This window comes from Paenibacillus sp. D51F, from assembly GCF_053345695.1.
The window spans coordinates 89,609-112,424 of sequence record NZ_JBKFAO010000008.1 but is presented as its reverse complement, the minus strand read 5'-3'; the positions used below and the strand labels follow the sequence as shown (position 1 = coordinate 112,424).

Annotated in this window: 20 protein-coding genes; 16 read left to right on the top strand and 4 right to left on the bottom strand. The window is 58.1% G+C overall.

The window, feature by feature from the left end; genetic code table 11:
* Window positions 1–124: 124 nt before the first annotated feature.
* Entirely contained in the window at window positions 125–1,744 is a 1,620-nt protein-coding gene (locus ACLBWT_RS15855; protein WP_447664095.1) for an S-layer homology domain-containing protein, read from the bottom strand.
* Window positions 1,745–1,889: 145 nt separating this feature from the next.
* On the opposite strand from ACLBWT_RS15855, the gene ACLBWT_RS15850 reads away from it, so the two are divergent.
* From ACLBWT_RS15850 to ACLBWT_RS15810, 9 genes are all read left to right on the top strand, one after another.
* Window positions 1,890–2,084 carry a DUF3934 family protein gene (locus ACLBWT_RS15850; RefSeq protein ID WP_021881569.1) on the top strand — a complete coding sequence of 65 codons (195 nt, stop codon included), beginning with the start codon at window positions 1,890–1,892 and terminating at the stop codon, window positions 2,082–2,084.
* Window positions 2,085–2,211: 127 nt separating this feature from the next.
* The gene (locus ACLBWT_RS15845) at window positions 2,212–2,682 is read left to right on the top strand and encodes a zinc ribbon domain-containing protein (protein WP_447664094.1); all 471 of its coding nucleotides are present in this window, start codon (window positions 2,212–2,214) and stop codon (window positions 2,680–2,682) included.
* Window positions 2,679–3,788: a DmpA family aminopeptidase gene (locus ACLBWT_RS15840; RefSeq protein WP_447664093.1), complete on the top strand. Its 1,110-nt coding sequence runs from the start codon at window positions 2,679–2,681 to the stop codon at window positions 3,786–3,788. Before ACLBWT_RS15845 ends, ACLBWT_RS15840 begins: the two co-directional genes overlap by 4 nt.
* Window positions 3,789–4,064: 276 nt before the next feature.
* Entirely contained in the window at window positions 4,065–4,490 is a 426-nt protein-coding gene (locus tag ACLBWT_RS15835; RefSeq protein ID WP_447664092.1) for a DMT family transporter, read from the top strand.
* A 44-nt stretch (window positions 4,491–4,534) separates the two neighbouring features.
* Window positions 4,535–5,242, top strand: a complete 708-nt coding sequence (locus ACLBWT_RS15830; RefSeq protein ID WP_447664091.1) for a Crp/Fnr family transcriptional regulator — start codon at window positions 4,535–4,537, stop codon at window positions 5,240–5,242.
* Between the two features lie 6 nt (window positions 5,243–5,248).
* Complete coding sequence (locus ACLBWT_RS15825; RefSeq protein WP_447664090.1) at window positions 5,249–5,734, top strand: DMT family transporter; 486 nt, start codon at window positions 5,249–5,251, stop codon at window positions 5,732–5,734.
* A 2-nt stretch (window positions 5,735–5,736) separates the two neighbouring features.
* A complete protein-coding gene (locus ACLBWT_RS15820; RefSeq protein ID WP_447664089.1) occupies window positions 5,737–6,438 on the top strand; it encodes a YjjG family noncanonical pyrimidine nucleotidase in 702 nt (233 codons plus the stop codon).
* Window positions 6,439–6,730: 292 nt separating this feature from the next.
* Window positions 6,731–7,390 (top strand): FusB/FusC family EF-G-binding protein, encoded by a 660-nt coding sequence (locus ACLBWT_RS15815; RefSeq protein ID WP_447664088.1) that lies wholly within the window; start codon window positions 6,731–6,733, stop codon window positions 7,388–7,390.
* Window positions 7,391–7,458: 68 nt separating this feature from the next.
* Window positions 7,459–7,944 (top strand): GNAT family N-acetyltransferase, encoded by a 486-nt coding sequence (locus ACLBWT_RS15810; RefSeq protein WP_447664087.1) that lies wholly within the window; start codon window positions 7,459–7,461, stop codon window positions 7,942–7,944.
* A 125-nt stretch (window positions 7,945–8,069) separates the two neighbouring features.
* Here the strand turns inward: ACLBWT_RS15810 and ACLBWT_RS15805 are convergent, their stop codons facing one another.
* Complete coding sequence (locus ACLBWT_RS15805; protein WP_447664086.1) at window positions 8,070–9,227, bottom strand: MFS transporter; 1,158 nt, start codon at window positions 9,225–9,227, stop codon at window positions 8,070–8,072.
* Window position 9,228: 1 nt separating this feature from the next.
* Window positions 9,229–10,080, bottom strand: a complete 852-nt coding sequence (locus ACLBWT_RS15800) for an NAD-dependent epimerase/dehydratase family protein (RefSeq protein WP_447664085.1) — start codon at window positions 10,078–10,080, stop codon at window positions 9,229–9,231.
* A gap of 264 nt (window positions 10,081–10,344) precedes the next feature.
* On the opposite strand from ACLBWT_RS15800, the gene ACLBWT_RS15795 reads away from it, so the two are divergent.
* Both ACLBWT_RS15795 and ACLBWT_RS15790 read left to right on the top strand, forming a co-directional pair.
* The gene (locus ACLBWT_RS15795; RefSeq protein WP_447664084.1) at window positions 10,345–10,869 is read left to right on the top strand and encodes a VanZ family protein; all 525 of its coding nucleotides are present in this window, start codon (window positions 10,345–10,347) and stop codon (window positions 10,867–10,869) included.
* 627 nt (window positions 10,870–11,496) lie between these two features.
* The gene (locus tag ACLBWT_RS15790) at window positions 11,497–12,777 is read left to right on the top strand and encodes an RICIN domain-containing protein (RefSeq protein WP_447664083.1); all 1,281 of its coding nucleotides are present in this window, start codon (window positions 11,497–11,499) and stop codon (window positions 12,775–12,777) included.
* 96 nt (window positions 12,778–12,873) lie between these two features.
* On the opposite strand, the gene ACLBWT_RS15785 is transcribed toward ACLBWT_RS15790, so the two are convergent.
* Window positions 12,874–13,422, bottom strand: coding sequence for a tetratricopeptide repeat protein (locus tag ACLBWT_RS15785; RefSeq protein ID WP_447664082.1), 549 nt, complete (start codon window positions 13,420–13,422; stop codon window positions 12,874–12,876).
* Window positions 13,423–13,606: 184 nt separating this feature from the next.
* Between ACLBWT_RS15785 and ACLBWT_RS15780 the strand changes: the two genes are divergently transcribed.
* The 5 genes from ACLBWT_RS15780 to ACLBWT_RS15760 all read left to right on the top strand — a co-directional run bounded on the left by ACLBWT_RS15780 (window position 13,607) and on the right by ACLBWT_RS15760 (window position 22,765).
* Entirely contained in the window at window positions 13,607–14,671 is a 1,065-nt protein-coding gene (locus ACLBWT_RS15780; RefSeq protein ID WP_447664081.1) for a serine hydrolase domain-containing protein, read from the top strand.
* Between the two features lie 347 nt (window positions 14,672–15,018).
* Entirely contained in the window at window positions 15,019–18,429 is a 3,411-nt protein-coding gene (locus ACLBWT_RS15775) for a discoidin domain-containing protein (RefSeq protein WP_447664245.1), read from the top strand.
* Between the two features lie 123 nt (window positions 18,430–18,552).
* The gene (locus ACLBWT_RS15770; RefSeq protein ID WP_447664080.1) at window positions 18,553–19,137 is read left to right on the top strand and encodes a class I SAM-dependent methyltransferase; all 585 of its coding nucleotides are present in this window, start codon (window positions 18,553–18,555) and stop codon (window positions 19,135–19,137) included.
* Between the two features lie 205 nt (window positions 19,138–19,342).
* Complete coding sequence (locus ACLBWT_RS15765) at window positions 19,343–21,094, top strand: methyl-accepting chemotaxis protein (RefSeq protein ID WP_447664079.1); 1,752 nt, start codon at window positions 19,343–19,345, stop codon at window positions 21,092–21,094.
* A gap of 189 nt (window positions 21,095–21,283) precedes the next feature.
* Entirely contained in the window at window positions 21,284–22,765 is a 1,482-nt protein-coding gene (locus ACLBWT_RS15760; RefSeq protein ID WP_447664078.1) for a protein adenylyltransferase SelO, read from the top strand.
* Window positions 22,766–22,816: the final 51 nt, after the last annotated feature.

Below are 22,816 nucleotides of genomic sequence, written 5' to 3'. Positions count from 1 at the left end.
CGTTCATTCATTCGGAGGATGAGATCAGCAACTCAGCAACTCAGCAAGACCAAAAGAAGGCCGTTCCGGCGTCAATCGCCTGGAACGGCCTTTTTATCTGGTAGAGTGCATAGTTGTCTGTAATTCAAGGGAATATATACCCGGCATAACGGATGGCATTGCGCTGGGCAGCCCATACATCCGAGCTTTCTCCGCCCATGTACCAGTAGGCGAATCCGGCAGCGCCGCTCTGCAGGGCGAGACTCATTTTGGCCGACAAGGACCGGCTGTCTTCAAGCCAGATCTGATGGCGCACGACGCCGATATAATAGCTCATGCTGTATGTCGCTAAGCTGGAGCTCCAAGCCGGACGCAGGCTGAGCGATTGGACGATGCCGTTCTGCTGGGGCAGGCTGAGATCGGCCGATGCAACGATGCCGCTCGCGGATGTACTCCAATCCCTCGTATAAAACGGCAGGCCGAGAATCGTCTTGGCGGCCGGCACATCGCCCTGCAGCTTGCCAAGCCCTCTGGCCACCCAGGGCAGGGAGGCGACAGCTCCTGCATTCTGGCCTCCGCTCCAATGCTCGTCATATCCCATCAGCACGATGTAATCTGCGCTTGAACCCAAGGCGGCATAATCGAACGCTTCGGTCCAATCGCTGCTTGTATCCGGAGATACGCTTACGGACAGCACGTCGCCGACGGCATGAAGAGCCTTCGCCAGCTCGGAGACGAACAGCGTCAAGCTCTGCCGGTCTTCGGAAGCGACATTCTCGAAGTCCAGGTTGATGCCGTCCGCTCCGCTCGCGCGGATGCTGGCGGCGAGCTGCTTGACGGCGGCCGAGCGGCTTGCCGGCTGGCTCAGCAGGGTATGCGTATCCTCCTGCCTGGATCGGTTGCCGACCATGACCCATACTTTCTTGCCTTTGGAATGGGCCCATTGGACGAGCTTGGCATCGGAGGCATCGGAGGATAAGCCCTGCGGACCGACGAACAGCCATCGGGGCGACAGCGTGTTGATCCCGCTGGACAATGCCTGCTGCTTGAACTGTTCCGTCGTGGAGCCGTACTGCCAGCCCATCTGGACGGGTGCTGCGGGCTCGGCCTCGAACTGCTGCGACCATACCGCATGGCTTCGGATGCGGTCCAGCAGCACAGCGGCTTCCGCCCGGCTGATCGCAGCCTTGGGGCGGAAGTAGCCCTGATCTCCGGCCATCAGCGACAGCCGGTTCATTTCCAGTACGGATGCTTCCGCCCAAGGGGAGATCCGCTCTTGATCCCGGTAGACGGTTTGGCCGCTGACGGGAGCGCCCCGCTTCAAGGCGCGCAGCAGCATGACGGCGGCTTCCTCGCGGGTGACGCTTGCCGAAGGCTCGAACCGGTCGGCGGAACGTCCGCCGATCCAGCCTAGATTGACCGCGGCCTGGATCATGGAATAGAAGGCGGAGGAGCGGGGCAAGTCGCGAAATGCGGGGATGGCGGCCTGAACCGGCTCGAGATCGAGCGTTCTTGCGATCAGGGTCGCAAGCTCGGCTCTCGTGACGCTTCGCGCTGGAGAATAGCGGTCGGCAGAAGTGCCGGACACGATTCCGAGCTTGGCCAGGCGCAGGATGGCGCTCTCCGCATAGCTGCCGGAGATGTCCTTGAAGGCTGGAGATGCGGCAGCCGCTTGGGCGGAAGGGAAGAGCGGCGCCGTTATGGCCGCTCCCAGCAGGAGGAAGGCCCCTTTTCGGGCTAATCGTCGTATATGTAGGCTCATCATCGGTCTTCAACTCTCTTTCGGGCGGTCTATCACCCATCGTAAACAAAAAGAGAGAGCAGCCCCATGCTTAAATATTGGTAAGGCGCTGATTTGCCGTAAACAGATTGACAGAGTATGATAGAAGCACGATTGGAGTGAAGGAAGCATGAGCAAATCCAAAGGCGGAGGCACCGGCCGGGGTACGGGCAAGAAGGGCTGGAACCGCTGGCAGGCCGGCGCCAAGCGGGCCGCAAGCAAACCGAAGCCGTATGTGAGCAAAGGCTTGCAGAAAAAAGCGGAAGAGGCCAAGACGGCTCGGCTCGCCGCCAAAGCCGAAGCAAACAATCCCGGCAGCAGCTAAGCGCAGCCTCAGCATTTCGGAAGCATTTCGAAAAAAGCTGGGGTTTTTCTTTTGCTCTCCTACAGCCGATCCGGAAAGGAATGAGCGGGATGGAATCCAACATAGCTGTCCTTGGTGCGGAAACGACATGCTGCTTGAACAGCGCGTATGCCCCTCCTGCCTCCACGAAGTGCTGCCTCGGCATTTGGAAGGCATTGTAGAAGACGGAGTGCCGGAGCCGGAATTCCACTCGGCTGATGCGGGCTTGTTGTCCGCAGAAGATTCGGTAAAGATGGTGCGAGACAAAGGGGCCATCCATGCAGGCATGCTGTCCATAGAAGAGATTGAAAGCATGACGCTTGAGGAGCTGCTGGCTGCGAGCTTCCGATGCGGCCGCTGCGGCAGCCGCGATTGCTCCGTCAAGGAAGCGGCGATGAACGGGACCGGGCTGAGCAGGCTGTTCGACCTCGATTACATCCACCTGATGTATGCAAGCTGCGAGGAGTGCGGGAAGGTCGAGTGGTACGACTCCGAGGTGCTGAGAAGAAAATCGCCGGCTGAGATGTCGAGCCTGCTCGCCAAGCTGTTTCCGGCAAGGACGAAGGAGGGACGGGAATGAACCGGCGGAGATTTCAGGATTATGGCTTGAAGGTCGGCCGGATGAGAACGGGACCTCTCAACAGCATCGAGGACGTCCCGGGAGTGAGCGCGGCCCATGTGACGCTGCGCTCGGACGGCGGCGGGCAGCCTGTCGTGCGGACGGGCGTCACCGCTATTTTGCCGCATCAGGGGAATCTGTTCCGGGAGAAGGCCGCTGCGGCATCCTATGTCATCAACGGCTTCGGCAAAACGGCCGGACTCGTCCAGGTCGACGAGCTCGGCACGCTGGAGGGACCGATCATGCTGACCAATACGTTCGGCGTGCCCGCCGCGGCCGAAGGCGCGCTGCGCCACATGATGGAGCATGACGATGGAATCGGCGCCGATGCCGGCTCCATCAATATCGTAACGGGCGAATGCAACGACAGCTACTTGAACGACATGCGCGGCCTGCATGTCCGGCCGGAGCATGCGGTGGAAGCGATCCGTCTGGCCAAGGTAGCCTGGGAGGAGAGGAGTCCGGTCGGAGAAGGCGCCGTCGGCGCCGGCACCGGCATGGTGTGCTTCGGCTGGAAGGGAGGAATCGGGACCTCTTCGCGGGCGGTCGTTGCGGCGGGGCGCGAGTACCATATCGGCGTTCTCGTCTTGACCAACTACGGCAGCGGCAGCGACCTTTCCATTCTGGGCGAGCCGATCGGACAGCTGCTGGCTGAGACCGAGGCTGACAACCGCAAGGAAGACGGATCCGTCATCATCGTGGTTGCGACCGATCTGCCGCTCGATTCGCGGCAGCTGAAGCGGGTGGCGAAGCGCGCCGCCTTCGGGCTTGGACGAACCGGCTCGATCGCCCACCACGGCAGCGGCGATATCGTCATCGCCTTCAGCAACGGCATGCTGACGCCCCATGATCCGGAGCAGGATCTGCTTGCCGTCCAAGCCGTCCGCGAAGACGGTCCGCTCATCTCCGAGTGCTTCCGTGCCGCAGCGGATGCGACGGAGGAAGCGGTCTACAACTCCTTGTTCGCAGGGACGGATACGAGCGGAAGATCGGGAAGAAAGGTCCATGCGTTTCCCGTCGAGAGGGTCCTCGATCGGCTGCAGCAGCGCAGCGGCTTCCGAGCTTGACAGCTTTGCCCAAAGCATGAGGCAAAACGAAAGAGGACAGGCTGGCGAAGCCGTCCTCTTTTTTGTCATGATCAAAGATGCGCGAGAAGATTGGTTTTCGTTTGTTCGATTGACGGACCTGGAAGCACTCCGATAAAAGCTTTTTTCGTCCTGCTCGATGTTCCGGACTCCGAAAAGCGAAGAAGCTCGTTAAAAAGGACATATGTCCTTTTCAAATGCATCCCTGATATCGTGTAATGGGGAAGAAAGCCATGAGTACACGAGGGGAAGATACAGATGAAGGGAATTCTGTTCGCCGCAGGCGCAGGCATGTTCATTACGCTGCAAGGAGTAGCCAACTCGAGAATCGGCGCCGCGATCGGCACCTGGCAGGCGGCTGCGCTGACGCAGCTGACGGGCTTCATCGCGGCGCTGCTGCTGCTCGGCCTTTTCCGCCGCTCGGCAGGCACTGGACTTCGCGGAGTGAAACCGCTCTACTTGACCGGAGGAGCGATGGGAGCTGTCATCGTATTCAGCAATGTGCAGGCGATCCATGCCATCGGCATTACGATTACAGTAGCCGTGCTGCTCATCGCGCAGCTCAGCTTGACCTTCCTTATCGACGGCAGAGGATGGTTCGGCGTCGTGAAGCAGACGATGAGCCTGCCCCAGTTTCTCGGCATCGCCATGATGATCGCCGGCGTCCTCATCTTGAGGGTATAATGAAAGGACAAAGCATGACGATGGAAGGCAGGAACGACAACGGAATGAAACATGAACAACCCGACCGGCAGCTGCTGGATGAATACTTGAAGCTTCACGGCCTCGAAGCCGTCTTCGGCAAGCCGCTGCTGCCGCATCTCACCTTGCGCCGGTTCGATCAAGGTCAATTGATCTGCAGCCAGGGAGATGCCGCCGACACCGTATATGTGCTGGTCAAGGGGAAGGTGAAAATCTTCACGACGTCCGAAGAAGGGAAGTCGCTCATTCTTTCCTTCAAAACGCCGCTGGAGGTGATCGGAGATCTCGAGTATGTGCAGAAGGCGGATTTCCTCAATACGGTCGAAGCGGTATCGCCCGTCGCCATGATCGGCATCCATCACCGCTGGCTTGTCCTGCATGGAGACGATCATCCGCCGTTTCTGCGGTTCCTCCTCGATATCATCACCAAAAAGTTTTATGCCAAGTCGAATTCCTTGAGCTTCAATCTGATGTATCCGGTGGAAATCAGGCTTGCCAGCTATCTGCTCTCGGTATCGTACGACGAAACCGATCCGTTGTTCCAGGGGGAGCTTCGGGCTTCGATGCTGAGGGATGCCGCCAATCTGATCGGAACGAGCTACCGGCATGTGAACCGAGTATTGAAGCAGTTTGCCGCGGATGGATGCATCCAGCGCTCCAAGGGTCTGATCTCGATCCTGGATCGAGGGAAGCTCGAGGCTCTCGCCAGCCGCAACTTGTATGAAAGGAGCTGACTCAAGATGATGACGGGAATCGCTTTGTCGATTTTGGCCGGCTGCCTGCTCAGCCTGCAAAATATATTCAACAGCAAAGTCAGCGAAAAAACAGGCACCTGGGTGACGACGGCGCTTGTTCTCGGCCTCGGCTTCGCGGCTTCCTTGACGCTGGGCCTGCTGTCTCAGGGAACGAAGATGTTCCATCTCGGGAATATGGAAACCTGGTTCGCCTTCAGCGGTCTGCTCGGAGTCGGCGTCGTCGTCTGCATGGTTCAGGGAATCAAGCTTTTGGGCCCGACCTACGGCGTGCTCGTCGCTCTCAGCTCCCAGCTGATTCTGGCGCTCATGCTGGATTCGCTCGGCTGGCTCGGCCTGGAAAAGGTGGATTTCACGATGAAGCAGCTCATCGGAGTGCTTGTCGTCATCGGAGGCGCTGCCGTATTCAAGCTGTCGGGCAACAAACGGAACGTTCGCGGCGCCGTTCGTGAACCCGCCGAAATGGAGGGCTGAAATTGAAAGCATATAAAACGCTGCTTTTCGATGTGGACGACACCTTGCTCGATTTCGGCGCCGCCGAAAGGATGGCTCTGGGCCTCTTATGCTCCGAGCACGGCCTTGCGCTGGATGAGGAGCTTCATTTCCGCTACAAGGAAATCAACGGCGGCTTGTGGAGGGCATTCGAAGAAGGAAAGCTCTCCCGGGATGAAGTTTTGAACACGCGGTACTCGCTGCTGTTCAAGGAATACGGTCGGGAAGTGGACGGGGTCGCCTTGGAAGCGCAGTACCGCAAGCTTCTGGAGCAAGGCCATGACGAGGTCAAGGGCGCTTTGGCCTTGATCACCGCCCTTGAGCCCCGGTACGACCTGTTCATCGTCACGAACGGAGTTTCTGCGACCCAGCACAAGCGGCTGCAGGCCTCGGGGCTGTTCCCGATGTTCCGCAACGTCTTCGTCTCCGAAGACACCGGGTTCCAGAAGCCGATGAAGGCTTTTTTCGATTATGTGTTCGAGCGCATTCCCGGCTTCGTTCCGGACGAGGCCTTGATCATCGGAGATTCGCTCAGCGCGGACATCAAGGGAGGGCAGAACGCCGGCCTGGATACTTGCTGGTTCAATCCGGAAGGCAAGCCGGCAGGCTCCGGCATCGTACCGACTTACGACATCCGCGAGCTAAATGAGCTGTATGTGCTGCTCGGAGTGGACAAGCCGTTCTGAATTGCTGCAGCCGTTTTTAACCGATTGCGGCATTGCTGCAGCCGTTTTTTAACCGATTGCGGCATTGCCCCGGCCGCCTGCTATCGCCTATACTGGTTTTAAAGGGAGGCTGGTAGGGATGGCAAATCACTTTGCCGGGAATAGCTTCACCCATGCAGAGCCTGTTTAAGGGGCGATTCTTTGCATGGGGCTATTGAGGAAGGAACGAATACCAATCGCCCGATCGATCGTTTCCATAAATGGGCTTTGCACCTTATTTGCTTGAATCCAAAAAATAAGGGGCTGAAAAGCGATGGGCCAACCATTTATTCGAAACCATGAATTCAATCTTATTTTAAAACAAGTCAAGCTTCTGCAGAATACTTGTACGACCGTATCCGATCCGAAGGTGGTGGAGTCGGTGCGGATGAGCGTGCATACTTTATTGGATGAAGCTTTCCAGGCTGCCGATTCCGATCAGCGCTTGCTGGTGCTGGGACTGGCGGAACTTAGCTCTCCGCAGCAATTCGCGCAAGGTGTGGAGGCGCTTGAGCCTTACCGCATGAGTTTCCCCGCCGTTACGGAAGGACAGCTGAAAAAGCTGTTCCCAAAAGCGAAAAAGCTGAAAGTGCCCGATCTGGACAAGATCGATCTCCGGAAAGTCACTTATCTCGGATGGACCGATATCAGCAGCGGCAAAATGTTCCTCGTGCATGAGCTGGACGGCAAGCCGGCAGGAGTCGAAGGCAGGTTCTCGCCGGCAGGCACGAAAAAGAATACCTGCTTCCTATGCCGGGGCCACGGCGAGGTCGCACTGTTCACAGCGCTGACCAAGCATCGGCCGCTTCATGCTTCGCCCGATTATTACAAGGCGATCGGCAATTATATGTGCCTGAGCAGCGACAACTGCAATGCCCGGCTGACGGATCCGGCAGTGCTGGACCAATTTTTCCGGGATGTGCTGACCAAATAATCGCTGCCGCCCGCAGGGCAGGTCCTTGCGGGTTTTCTACTTGCAGCCGATCAGAAGGAAGTGGACTCATGTTTATCCGCGAGCTTGAAGAACGCGACAATGCCGCCATAGCGTCGATCATCCGCCAATGCCTGATCGAATTCGGAGGGAACAGGGAAGGACTGGCCTGGGCGGACAAAAGCTTGGACAATCTGAGCGGTTATTACGATGCCCCGGGGCGCAAGTATTGGGTCATCGAGAAGGATGGAATCATCGAAGGGGGATGCGGAATCGCTCCATTCGCGGATTCCAGCGAGGTGTGCGAGCTGCAGAAGATGTATCTGCTGCCCGGCGCAAGAGGCTCCGGCATGGCGGCGAAGCTCATGGAGGCCGCGCTGGACTTCGCAAGCGTCCATTATGAACGCTGTTATCTCGAGACGCTGACCTCGATGAAGGCGGCCGCGCGCTTTTATGAAAAGCATGGCTTCGCCGGATTGAAAGCGCCTCTCGAAGGCTCGGAGCACTATGCCTGCGACGCTTGGTACATAAAGGATTTGAGGCCGATGGAGCCGTAATGTCCTTCCTTTCGCAAAGATCGCAAGAAGCGGGAAGGAAGCAGGCTTGAAACCGAAAAGGGGCTGTCCCTGAAGTCATGAACATGACTACGGGCAGCCCCTTTGTTTTTGAATGCATGCCTCTCTTACGGCTGGACTTCTACGGAGCTGCGGTTCTTCCTCATCTCCATGCCGGCAAAGAATGCGAGGCTGACAAACGTAACGATCGCGCAATAGAGGAACACGGACTTCATCCCCTCGGCTTCGCTGACGAAGCCGCCCGCGTAGCTGCCGATGATCCGGGCCGCTCCGAGATTGAGCAGGGCGTTCAGCGTCTGCCCGCTCGCGCGCAGCTCCTGCGGCACTTCCTTGTTGATGAAGACGGACATCGTCACTGAGACGACGATGAAGATCATGCCGTGCAGAATCTGCACGGGCAGGATGGCATAGGGATTATCGATCATCCAGAACAGCAGCCAGCGGACGGCTGCGGCTCCCGATGCGACAAGCAGAATGGATGAAATGCTGAACCGGCTGAACAGCCGGGACGACAGAAGCAGGAACGGCACCTCGCTGAGCGCCGAAATGACCATCGACCAGCCCAGCAAGCCGTTGTCTGCGCCCAGCTCCTTGTAGTACAAGGGGAAGAACGCATAATAGTAGCCCAGCGTGACGTTGACGGCGAAGCAGATGCTGAGATAAAGCACGAGCTTGCGGTTTTTGAACAGCTCCCAGATTCGCATCCGCCGGCCGGCGAACTGGTGGCCTCCGATCGTAGGATAGCGGAGCAGCAGAAGCAGGGAGATCAGCATGACGGCCGCATAGACCGGAAACATGCTGTCGACATGCGACTTGGCGTAAGATCCGAAGACGATCGACATCAGCGCAAAGCCAAGCGTTCCTCCGAGCCGGATAATGCCGTAGCTGGAAGCCTGGCTGCCGAGCGCTTCGAGCGTAATGGCGTCGCCGATAGCCCCGGTCGACGTCTGGAACAAGGTGAAGACGCCGATCAGGATCATCAGGTAGACGAAGGAATCCGACAGCGGGTACAGCAGCATCGAGACGCCGCTGCCGATCAGCAGAATCTGCAGCACCCGGTTCTTGGTGCGGGACTTGTCGCTGACCGACCCCCACATCGGCTGCGCCAGAACGGCGATGAACGGCCCGATGCTGAGCAGGGTGCCGATCTGGGAGGCCGAGAAGCCCTTGTCCTGGAAATAGACCGGAATGAAGGTGCTGTAGAGGGCGTTCCCCATGAAAAGAATGAAGTAAAACGAGAAGAACAGCGCGACGGACCGGTTCATATCAGGATTCCTTGACGTAAGTTCTCCATGCATGCTTCGGCTGCCAGCCGAGGAGCTTCTTCGCTTTGGCATTGCTGAACAGCGTCTCATGGCCGTCGAGCGGGTGGCGGATATCCTTCACAGCCGGGTACCGGGCGGCAAGCAGCTCCCGGCTCGGAATGGCGCTGCTCGTATCGTCAGCCGCCAGATTGAGCGCGACCGATCCCAATCCGTCCGTCTCGATGGCGAGGCGGCAGGCTTCGGCGATGTCCCGGGCATCGATATAGCTCCACATGATCGTCTCGCGCTGCTCCGGATCATGGATGAAGGAAGGGAAATCGGCGTAGCGCTCCGGAATGATGACGTTGCCGATGCGCATGGATACGACTTGCATCCCGGTGCGCCGGTGGAACATGTCCGCCGTCTGCTCGTTGACGACCTTGGAGAGGCCGTAGCTGTCCTGCGGCAGCTGCGGATGATCCTCGTCGATCGGCACATAGGCCGGTTCGAGCCTGTTGACGGCAAATACGATGCCGTAGGAGGACTCGCTGGAGGCGATGACCGCCTTGGTGATGCCAAGGCCCGCAGCCGCTTCCAGAACGTTGTAGGTCGATACGACGTTGTTCTCGAAGGTGACTTCGGCCGTCCGGATATGGGCGGCCGGGATCGCGGCCAGATGCACGACGGCATCGGCCCCGGCCAGAACGCTGTAGACCTCGCCAAGGTTGGTGAGATCCGCGATCAGGGTATGGCAGATATGTTCCTTGGGACGGACCGCATCGACGTTGAGCACCTCGTAGCCTTGATCGACAAAATGCCGCAGCACATGCTGACCAAGCATTCCGCTGCCACCGGTAATGACCACTTTCGGCATGATGATACCTCCTGGATTGATAGCACTGGAATATAGGTTGAAACGCTTGCAAAAGCTTGTCTTCATTATAGGCATTGGAAGCGGATTCCGGTAGTAGTGAAGAAGTTTTACGTTAAGGATCTCCGGTATACGTACTATACTTTTTTATAGCGGGTCCATCCTGGGCACCGGATTTAAGAAAAACCTTATCTTTTGCCGAGCAAGGCTTAAGCTTTCTCTCTTATGCTTATCGGACAACCGAAGACGGAGGAGAAGCTCATGCCCATGAAAACACGGAAAAGAGCGCCGATGCTCTTGCTGCTTGCTTTGTATGCGTACGTTCTGGTCAAAATCATCTTGTTCAAATACGGTCCGGTCGATCTCCGGTTATTGGGGGAGCAGCTGATGCATATCCCGGAGCGGGCCGAATCGATTCGGAACCGATTCATGCTGACGGCGAATCTGAAGCCTTTCGAATCCATCCGTCAAAATCTGCATCATCTTCAAAGCAGCCATCAATTCGTGAATTTCGCTGGAAACATCGCGATCTTCATGCCGCTCGGCTGGTTCGTCCGTCAGGGAACGAGGCTGAATGCCTTGGGGGCTGCGGCGGCAGCGGCCGTGGCAAGCTTGCTGCTGGAAAGCTCCCAGGCTCTGTTCATGATGGGAACCTTCGATGTGGACGATATCATCCTGAACGGAATTGGAGGCCTGCTCGGGTACGCGGTTTGGGCGGCTATTGCTTCGCCGGAACGAAAGCGGCCTGCCGGAAAATCGGCGCTGGCCGATCCGGATGGCAGCGCCTGCTGAATCCCGAGGACAGGGAGAGGCGGTTGAAGGCCGAAGACAGGGACAGGTACTTGAAGGCTGAAAACAGGGACAGGTACCTGAAGGCTGAAGACAGGGACAGGTACCTGAAGGTGCTTGAGTGACCTTGAAGTGCGGACTTACGGCATCGTTCGAAAAGCTCCATAATCAGCTTATGACAAGTCAAGGAGCTGAACGAAATTGAAGGAAACCCTTGAAAGCAAACGCAAGGTCGCTCTGGTAATAGGAGCTTCTGGAGTAATTGGCCGCAACTACGCCGGCCAAAGAACTGGGCATCCCGCTGCGGTTTCCCGGCAAGGCTGGCGCGTGCGGCAAGCTCATAGGCCATCGTCGTCCTGGCTGTCAGGGGAATGCAGGACGACCGCCATTCCGGCATGGTCCGAAAGAGGCTCGTCCGCCCGGCAACGGATCCAATGCCGTGTCGATCCCGCACCCGAAATCCAGTGACCGAAATAATGGGAATTTACTTTTAGGGAGATAGGTTCATAATTAAATAGCACCCGTTATTAGTTTCCATTTTTCGAGAGGGAGGTGCATAGGGCCCAAAAGGGCGAACAACTGAACCTTTTTGAAAGCGCTTCATAATTGAATGGAAGAGGAGGAAATGACATGAAAGCAAAAATGAGAATGAGAACGATTGCGATGCTTGCGATGGCCGCGGTTCTTCTGATCAGCCTGGGAGGTGTCCGCATGCCTTCAGCCCAAGCGGCTCCGACCTGGAATCTGTCCTGGAGCGATGAATTCAACGGAGCGTCAGGCTCCGCGCCGGACGGGAGCAAATGGGGCTATGACATCGGCGGCGGCGGATGGGGCAACAACGAGCTGGAATATTACACGAACAGCCGCAACAATTCCTACCTGGACGGCAGCGGAAATCTGGTCATCAAAGCGATCAAGGAAAATGTCGGCGGCATGTCCTATACTTCCGCCCGGCTGCTGACGAAAGGCAAATTCAACCAGGCTTACGGCAAATTCGAAGCCCGCATCAAGCTTCCTTACGGCCAAGGCATCTGGCCGGCCTTCTGGATGCTCGGCAACAACCTCGATACGGCCGGCTGGCCGGGCAGCGGCGAGCTCGACATCATGGAATACCTGGGCCATGACACCAGCACCGTGTACGGAACGGTGCACGGTCCCGGATACTCCGGCGCCGGAGGCATAAGCAAATCCTACAAGCTTCCTAGCGGCTCGTTCGCGGACGCGTTCCACGTATTCGGAGTCGAGTGGGAGCCGACGCAGATCCGCTGGTACGTAGACGGCAATCTGTATCATACGTTCAACAAAAGCCAGCTCGGAGCGGGCCAGACATGGGTGTTCGACCATCCGTTCTTCATGATCATGAACCTCGCTGTCGGCGGCAACTGGCCGGGCAACCCGAACGCTTCGACGGTATTCCCTCAGACGATGACCGTCGATTATGTCCGTGTCTATACGCAAGGAACGTCGACCTCTTCGCCGATCGAAGCCGGAGCTGTATACAAGCTGATCAACGTCAACAGCAACAAGGCGCTTGACATCTACGCCGCAGGAACCGCGGACGGCACCAATGTCCAGATCTACACGGACAATGGAACCGGAGCTCAGCGCTGGCAGGCGGTCGCCAATGCGGATGGAACGTTCAAGCTGATCAATCCGGCGAGCGGCAAGGCGCTCGATGTCGCTGGGGCGGGGACAGCCGACGGCACGAATGTGCAGATCGCGAATCAGAACGGCAACAACGCTCAGAACTGGAGAATCATCGACAACGGAGACGGCAGCTTCAAGGTCATCGGCGTCGGCAGCAACAAGGCGCTTGACGTCTCCTCGTCAGGAACCGCTGACGGAACCAACGTGCAGATCTGGACCGACAACGGAACGGGAGCGCAGAAGTGGCGCTTTGTGAAGGTATAAGCAGGATAAGGAATGCCGAAAAGAACGCCGCGGACTGCGGCGTTCTTTTTTGTCCGTACCTATGAGCTTCATGGAGGATGATGCCGTTTCGGGCGATTACTTGCGGCTGTCTTTCGCGGCTGTTTCATCCAGGTCTTCCGCCGCTGTTTCATCCAAGTCTTCCGCATAAGCTAGAATTCCGCGTTTGAAGTACTGCAAGATGCCATCGTCGGTCGACTCCATCAGATTGGCGATGAGAAGCTCGACGCTCTCCTTGTATTCCCGGGTATTGTAGAGAGCCATGGAGAGGTACGCCTTCAAGGCCCGGTTGCCGGGAAATTCCGCGACTCCCTGGCGCAGGACATGCACAGCCTCGGAATAACGCCCCCAATACCGGTATGTGCTTCCCAGTCCCAGCAAGCATCGTTCCCGGTCCGGCCCCGAGAGTCCAAGCTCCAGAGCCTTTTCATAATAGGGAACGGCCTCCCGGCCCAACCCGGAATTGTCGTGGGCGATGCCGCATTGATAATGGACCGCAGCTTCATCAGGATGGTTTTGGAGAAGGGCTTTCAGTCCTTGCCTGACCTCCGCCAGCAGCTTTTGATCCTGATTGGCGCGGCCTTCCTCGCGAAGAGAAATCCATTTTTCGAGTTCATTCTGCTTCATTCCAATTCACCGCCTATTTCATTCATTTGTCTTCACACTAGCAGATTTCAGTCGTGCCAGACAGGGAACATTCGCCTATAACAGAGTCGGCATTGCCTTCTGCCGCGTATTGTGGAAGATAAAAGGAGGAGCATCATTCGCCGCAGCTCGCGGCGGCCGAATGGCCAAAGGAGGAGGCAGGTTCATGGGAGAGAGAGACGAATCCCGCATAGATGCATTCATGGAGCAGGAGATCAGGGACGGACATTTGCCGGGAGCCGTGCTTGCTGTAGCCGTCCAGGGACAGCCTGTCCTGAGGAAAGCCTACGGCTGCCGAGCCGTCTATCCGCAAAGGGAAGCCATGGAATGGGACACCGTATTCGATATGGCCTCCTTGACGAAGGTGCTGGCCACGCTGCCGGCCATCCTCAAGCTGGCCGGAGAGGCCAGGCTTTCCTTGGACGACACGATAGCCAGCCATATCCGAGGTTATGCAGACAACGCCGAGAATCCCATCACGATCCGCCATCTGCTGACCCATACATCCGGCCTTCGAGCCGGGCTGCCTATGAAGGAAGTCATGGCGATGGGCAGGGAGGAGCTGCTGGAGCGCGTTCGGAGCGAACGCCCCTTGAGCACGCCGGGCAAGGAGGTCGTCTACAGCGATCTCGGCTTCATTCTGTTGTACCTTATCGCGGAGCAGGCGGCTGGCGAGCCGTTCACGTCGTTTCTGGAGAGGGAGATCTACGCTCCATTGGGGATGAAGGATACGGGGTTCCTTCCGGCCTTCGATCCTTCCAGATATGCCTCCACGGAATACTCCGAGGAAGCAGGAGCTTACAAGCGCGGCATCGTCCATGACGAAAAAGCGGAGCGAATGGGAGGAATAAGCGGGCATGCGGGATTGTTCTCCACCGCGGAGGATGTGCTGAAGTTCGCATCCATGATCCATGCCGGAGGAAGGCATGAAGGAAGGGCGATCTTGGAGGAATCATGGCTGGCTGAAGCTCGGCGGAACCATACTCCCTTCGCCGGAGATTTCCGCGGCTTGGGCTGGCAGCTCGTCAATCCGGACAGTCCGAATTCGGCCGGAAGCCTGCTGTCGCAGACGTCCTTTGGCCACACCGGTTTTACGGGAACGAGCATTTGGTTCGATCCGGAGCGGGAGCTGCAGATCGTCCTGCTGACCAACCGGGTCCACTTCGGCCGCACGGACGCTATTCTGCGCATCCGGCCACAGCTTCATGATCTGATTTCGTCTTGTTTCTAGAGAGACGGATTCAAAAAACGATTTCGAGAGGCCCGATGCCATAGGCATCGAGGCCTTTTGTTTTCTTCCAGCGCCATCGTCGGGAAAAAACATAGAATCGCACCTCTTTTCCGTAAGATCGCCACTCCATCATTTGGCAAATCAACCTTTATAATGAGGATGCATGTCCGCGAAAGGAGGATCGCCAAGCAATCATCCCAGCAAAGAAGGTGGTGGCAGCCCAACAATTGAAAGCGCTTCGAATTAGGGATCTTTGGCCGACCTATTGATTTCAGTCGTATTCAAGCGATTATGCCGCGAACCAATCGAACCCGAGGAGGACTATAATGCGTATCCGCACTAAATATATGAACTGGCTGTTGGCGCTCGTCCTGATCGCCGCCGGCTTCTTCCAGGCTGCCGGTCCCATCGCTCCCGCCACCGCAGCAGGAGGCGCGAATCTGACGCTCGGCAAAACCGTCACCGCCAGCGGCCAGTCTCAGACGTACAGCCCCGACAATGTCAAGGACAGCAATCAGGGCACTTATTGGGAAAGCACGAACAACGCCTTCCCGCAGTGGATCCAAGTCGACCTTGGCGCCAGCACGAGCATCGACCAGATCGTCCTCAAGCTTCCGTCCGGATGGGAGACCCGTACGCAGACGCTCTCGATCCAGGGCAGCGCGAACGGCTCGACGTTCACGAACATCGTCGGATCGGCGGGGTATACATTCAATCCATCCATAGCCGGCAACAGCGTCACGATCAACTTCAGCGCCGCCAGCACCCGTTACGTCCGCCTGAATTTCACGGCCAATACGGGCTGGCCTGCAGGCCAGCTGTCGGAGCTTGAAATTTACGGGGCGACGGCGCCAACTCCAACGCCAACTCCAACGCCTACCCCAACACCAACACCAACACCGACGCCTACGGTAACCCCTACTCCTTCGGCGACGCCGACGCCGACTCCGGCGGGCAGCAACATCGCCTTAGGGAAATCGATTACAGCCTCTTCCAGCACGCAGACCTACGCAGCCGCGAATGCGAATGACAACAATACGGCCACCTATTGGGAGGGAGGCGGCAACCCAAGCACGCTGACTCTCGATTTCGGTTCCAACCAGAGCATCACCTCCGTCGTGCTGAAGCTGAATCCGGCTTCGGAATGGGGGACTCGCACGCAGACGATCCAAGTGCTTGGAGCGGATCAGAACGCCAGCTCCTTCAGCAATCTCGTCTCGTCCCAGTCCTATACATTCAATCCCGCAACCGGCAACAGTGTGACGATTCCGGTCACCGCGACGGTCAAGCGCCTCCAGCTGAACATTACGGCGAACTCCGGCGCGCCGGCCGGCCAGATCGCCGAGTTCCAAGTGTTCGGCACGCCTGCGCCTAATCCGGACTTGACCATTGCCGGCATGTCCTGGACTCCGGCTTCTCCGGTCGAGAGCGGCGCCATTACGCTGAACGCCGTCGTCAAGAACGTCGGGACTGCAGGCGCAGGCGCCACGACGGTCAATTTCTACCTGAACAACGAGCTCGCCGGCACCGCTCCGGTAGGCGCGCTTGCGGCAGGAGCTTCTGCGAATGTATCGATCAATGCAGGCGCCAAAGCTGCCGCAACGTATTCGGTAAGCGCCAAGGTCGACGAGAGCAACGCCGTCATCGAGCAGAATGAAGGCAACAACAGCTACGCGAACCCGACTAATCTCGTCGTAGCGCCGGTGTCCAGCTCCGACCTCGTCGCCACGACGTCATGGTCGCCGGGCACGCCGTCGCAGGGAGCGGCGGTGTCCTTTACCGTCGCCCTCAAAAACCAGGGTACGCTTGCTTCAGCCGGCGGAGCCCATCCCGTAACCGTGGTGCTGAAAAACTCCGCCGGAGCGACGCTCCAAACCTTTACGGGCTCCTACACAGGTTCCCTTGCAGCTGGCGCGTCCACGAACATCAGCGTGGGCAGCTGGACCGCAGCGAGCGGCACTTATACCGTCTCGACGACTGTAGCCGCAGACGGCAACGAAATTCCGGCCAAGCAAAGCAACAATACGAGCAATGCGAGCCTCACGGTCTACTCGGCGCGCGGCGCCAGCATGCCGTACAGCCGATACGACACGGAGGATGCGGCGCTCGGCGGCGGAGCTGTCCTGAGAACGGCGCCAACGTTCGATCAATCGCTCATCGCTTCCGAAGCATCGGGACAGAAATACGCCGCACTTCCGTCCAATGGCTCCAGCCTGCAGTGGACAGTCCGTCAAGGACAAGGCGGAGCGGGCGTCACGATGCGCTTCACGATGCCTGACACCAGCGACGGCATGGGCCAGAACGGCTCGCTCGACGTCTATGTCAACGGAACCAAAGCCAAAACAGTGTCGCTGACCTCCTATTACAGTTGGCAGTATTTCTCCGGCGACATGCCGGCTGACGCTCCGGGCGGAGGCAGGCCGCTCTTCCGCTTCGACGAAGTCCACTTCAAGCTGGATGCCGCACTGAAGCCGGGAGACACGATCCGCGTCCAGAAGGGCGGAGACAGTCTGGAGTACGGCGTCGACTTCATCGAGATCGAGCCGATTCCGGCAGCCGTTGCCCGTCCTGCCAATTCGGTGTCCGTCACCGAATACGGAGCCATCGCGAATGACGGCAAGGATGATCTCGCCGCCTTCAAGGCAGCCGTGACCGCAGCGGCAGCGGCCGGAAAATCCCTCTATATTCCGGAAGGCACCTTCCATCTGAGCAGCATGTGGGAGATCGGCTCGGCCGCGAACATGATCGACAACTTCACGGTTACCGGCGCAGGCATCTGGTATACGAACATCCAGTTCACGAATCCCAATGCATCGGGAGGCGGCATCTCCCTGAGAATCAAAGGAAAGCTTGATTTCAGCAACATCTACATGAACTCCAACCTGCGTTCCCGCTACGGTCAGAATGCCGTCTACAAAGGCTTCATGGACAATTTCGGAGCCAATTCGACGATCCATGACGTTTGGGTCGAGCATTTCGAATGCGGCATGTGGGTCGGCGACTATGCCCATACTCCTGCGATCTATGCGAGCGGCCTTGTCGTCGAGAACAGCCGCATCCGCAACAACCTAGCCGACGGCATCAACTTCGCGCAGGGAACGAGCAATTCGACCGTCCGCAACAGCAGCATCCGCAACAACGGCGATGACGGACTGGCCGTCTGGACGAGCAACACGAACGGCGCTCCCGCCGGCGTAAACAACACGTTCTCCTACAACACGATCGAGAACAACTGGCGCGCGGCAGCCATCGCCTTCTTCGGCGGCAGCGGCCACAAAGCAGACCACAACTACATCATCGACTGTGTCGGAGGCTCCGGCATCCGGATGAATACGGTGTTCCCGGGCTATCACTTCCAAAACAACACCGGCATCACCTTCTCGGACACGACGATCATCAACAGCGGCACAAGCCAGGATCTGTACAACGGCGAGCGCGGGGCGATTGATCTGGAAGCTTCCAACGACGCCATCAAAAACGTCACCTTCACCAACATCGACATCATCAATGCCCAGCGCGACGGCGTTCAGATCGGTTACGGCGGCGGCTTCGAGAACATCGTGTTCAACAACATCACGATCGACGGCACCGGCCGCGACGGGATATCGACATCCCGCTTCTCGGGACCTCACCTTGGCGCAGCCATCTATACGTACACGGGCAACGGCTCGGCGACGTTCAACAATCTGGTGACCCGGAACATCGCCTATGCAGGCGGCAACTACATCCAGAGCGGGTTCAACCTGACGATCAAATAAGCTGCAGGAAAAAGGGGGCTCTTCGGAGCTTCCTTTTTTTTGCATGTTCGCAGCGGGTTGAGGGATAATGGCTTCGAGGAGCGGTCATCATCCGCAATCGATGTGCGAAGGAGAGAATTGTCTATGAAAGAGAAGTTCAGTCCTTCTCTGATCGGAAGAATGGAGAGCGAGGAACGGAGGGAGCAGCTGCCTCCCGGCATGCTGCTCCAAGCTCTGAAGATCGAGAACGGCATGACGGTGCTGGATATCGGGGCAGGAACGGGTTACTTCTCCTTTCCGGCGGCATCTCTGACCAGCGGGCAAGTTGTCGCGGCTGACCCGCAAGCAGAGATGATCGGCTACATGCAGGCTAAGGCGGCCGCAGAACAGGCTCATAATCTTCAGCCGGTGCTGGCATCCGCGGAACGGCTGCCGCTGCCGGACCGATCCGTCGACCGGGCTATCGCCTCGCTGGTGCTTCACGTGACTGACACGGTCGAGCAGCCCGTTCAGGAATTAGCCCGTGTGATGAAGCCCGGCGCCCTGCTGTTCATCCTCGAATGGATGAAGAAGCGGGATGAAGCCCGGATTCCGCCTCCGAGCCGGGTCGAGCCGCAGGAGTTGGAGGAACTGCTGATCCGATACGGCTTCAAGGTCATCAGGCTCGACTATCCGACGGATAGGCATTACCGGATGATCGCTGAAAGGGAAATGGAGAAGGAACGGTAAGAAAGGTCGGTTATTTTTCCATGCGCGTCCAGGATCGGATCGTATGCGGCAAGAGGCGCAACAACACCTCGCAAGCGGGCTAACGGGGAGGAGGTAAGAGCGTATCCGAGACGGAGGCTGAGTTGTCCGCCGCCGGGAATGTTCTAAAGGATAGCCTCATGAATGTCGATATAATACTATCCCAACATGAGAGGTTGCCTACTGCATGAAAAAATACCTGTCCTTGCCCAAACGAAGTCTGATCCGAACGAGCGTGCTGCTGCTGGCTGTCCTATTCACCGGGGTCATGAGCCTGACCGCGGCCTTTGCCTATCAGAGCCAGAAAAATGAGTTCCACAAGCAGCTGCGCGAATTGGGCAAGGCCATGCAAGGTCAAGTACAGCTCAATGCCGGCAAGATCGCGGAAGCATCGGCTGTGCTGAACCGCAAGGAAGCCGCCACGACAGAAGCCTTCATGCTGCTCAAGTCACAGTTAGTCGCCATGTCCGCCGAAGATCTCTTCATCAGCAACGCCTATCTGATGCTGCCCGAAGTTCTGGAAGCCGGCGGCAAGCGCACCCTTGTCAGTCTGCAGGAGAATAGTGATGACGAAGCGATTCAGCCGGGCTCCGTCTACGAGATGCCCGATGTTTTTGAAGATGCCTTCAACAAGGCGATGAAGGACGGCTTCGCGTTGACGGTTCCTTATTCCGATTCCGAGGGCGAGTGGGTATCGTATTTGTCCCCGATCAAGGACGGTCAAGGCAAGACGCTCGCCTTATTCGGCGTCGATTTCCATTACGATGACGTCAAGACGAGCCTGTCCCGGATGTTATGGAAGGATATTTTGGCCGGAGGCGGATTCACTATAGCTGCGCTCCTGCTCATCATCTATTTCGTGAACCGCACGCTCAAGCCGCTTCGTACGCTGGCCGAAGTGTCGAAGCTGGCGGCAGAAGGCGATCTGACCCAAGAAATTCCGGTCAAAAGCGAAAATGAAATCGGACAGGCAGCAGCAGCCTTCAACCGAATGATCGCCAGCCTGCGGGAGCTGACCGGCAACATCCAGCTGGCAGCGAAGAGCGTATCCAGCTCCGCCAACAGGCTGCAGGACAACTCGAGGCAAGCGGTGGAGGCGACAAATGAGATCGCCGCTTCGACAGGCCAGGCGGCAGCGGGCTCCGAGCAGCAATTCCAGAGCACGAGAGAATGCCAGACAGCGATGACGGAAATGGCGATCGGCATTCAGCGCATCGCCGCATCCACCTCCATCGTGTCGGAGCTCGCCGCCGAAACGTCGGAAAAAGCGGCAGATGGAGAAGGCGATATGGAGCGCGTCGTCGGGCAGATGAGAAAGATCGAAATCGATTTGAACGAAACGGCAGCGATCATTCGGGAGCTGAAGGAGCACGGCAGCAGAATCGGAGAGATCATGGCGATGATCTCGGATATCGCAAGCCAGACCAATCTGCTCGCGCTGAACGCTTCGATCGAATCGGCTCGCGCGGGCGAGCATGGCAAGGGCTTCTCGGTCGTCGCCCAGGAAATCCGCAAGCTGGCCGAACGTTCGGTCACCTCTTCCAAGCAGATCACGGAGATTCTGTCGGCAATCGGCAACGGCACGAGCGGGGCGGCGGAATCGCTGGAGCGTTCGGCCCATGAAGCGAGGTATGGAACGGAAATCGCCCAGCAGACCGGTCTGACGTTCAGCTCCATCGTAAAATCGATTCAGGAAGTGAACAGCCAGGTGCAGGAGGTATCCGCCTCCTCAGAGCAGATGTCGGCCGGAACCGAGGAGATCGCCGCCTCGCTCGACGAGCTGGAAAGGATCGCGGTTACCGCAGCCAAGCTGTCGGGCAGCATCGCCACGGCTGCGGAGCAGCAATCCGCGGCCATGGGCGAAGTAGCCGGCTCCTCGGAGCAGCTGCAGCAGATGGCGGAAAATCTGACCGGAATCGTGAGCAAGTTCAGGATCTGATTTTTTCTTGAAGGGAGCAGCCTCTTCAGCCGCGCGGCATGCGCGGCTGTTTTGCTTCTATCCGCATGGCTGGTTCTCGGAGATGCCTGGATTTGAAACTCCGCCTAAATCCCGATGAAGCGATGCAAGCGGGCCGTCTCAGGGTATAATAAGAAATGATGCCAAAATTCTAATTCCAATGGAGATGTTATGAAAGAAACCGATAGCAAGACCAGCTATGGCTGGAACTTCGACAACAGCTACGCCCGCCTGCCGGAGCTCTTCTTTACCCGGCTCTATCCCCAGCCTGTATCTTCCCCGAGCTTGATCGTGCTCAACGAGCGGCTGGCGGCTGCCATGGGACTGGATCCCCAGGCGCTCCGCAACGGGCAGGGTGCTGATTTCCTCTCCGGCAATGCCGTTCCTGACGGAGCGGAGCCGCTGGCCCAAGCCTATGCCGGCCATCAGTTCGGGCATTTCAACAGGCTCGGCGACGGCAGGGCGATCCTGCTCGGAGAACAGATCACTCCTGAAGGCCATCGGATCGATATCCAGCTCAAGGGCTCCGGACCGACGCCATATTCCCGCCGCGGCGACGGCAGGGCGGCTCTGGGACCGATGCTGAGGGAGCATATCATCAGCGAAGCGATGCACGGACTCGGCATTCCGACGACGCGCAGCCTCGCCGTGACGTCAACGGGAGATGCCGTTTATCGAGAATCCGTGCTGCCGGGAGCTGTCCTGACGAGGACGGCTGCCAGCCATCTGCGCGTCGGAACGTTCCAGTTCGCGGCTCAGTGGGGAACGATGGAAGATCTCGAGCGTCTGTCCGACTATGCCTTGCAGAGGCATTACGCCGGCCTCAGCAAGGCGGACGACGCCGGTCGCCATCTCGTCCTTCTCCGGGAGGTCGCCAACCGCCAAGCTTCGCTGATCGCGAAGTGGATGCTTGCCGGCTTCATCCATGGAGTGATGAATACCGACAACATGGCGATCAGCGGGGAAACGATCGATTACGGGCCTTGCGCCTTCATGGATGCCTTTGATCCAGCCACCGTGTTCAGCTCCATAGATTCGCAAGGACGGTACGCCTATGGCAGCCAGCCGCAAATCGCGGCATGGAACCTCGCCCGCTTGGCCGAGTCGCTGCTGCCGCTGCTGCATGACGACGAGGAAGAGGCGGTCCGGCTGGCCGAGCATGAGCTTGGAAGATTCGCTGAGGCCTATGGCAGGCACTGGCTGGACGGAATGCGCGCCAAGCTGGGTCTATTCCATGAAGAGCCTGAGGATCAGGAGCTCGCGGACGAGCTGCTGCGGCTGATGAAGGAGCATAAGGCCGACTATACGAACACTTTCCGCTACCTGACGACCGGCAAGCGGATGCAGGGCGATGTTCTGTGCGATTCGCAGGCATTCTCGGCTTGGATGGCGAAGCGGCAGAGGAGACTGGAGAGGCAGCCGCAGTCGGACGAGCAGTCGGCCGCTCTGATGCGCGCCAGCAATCCGGCGGTGATTCCGCGCAACCATCGGGTGGAAGAAGCATTGGCGGCTGCGGAACAAGGAGATCTGAGCGTCACGGAAAAGCTGTTGGCGGCGCTCGAAAACCCCTACGACCATCGTCCCGAGCAAGACGAATTCGCTGCTTCATCCGGACTGTCCGCAGGCTCCTACCGGACATTCTGCGGAACCTGATTCCGGCTGCATGACAGAGTCGAAATTCCGAAACATAACGGGCAGCATCTG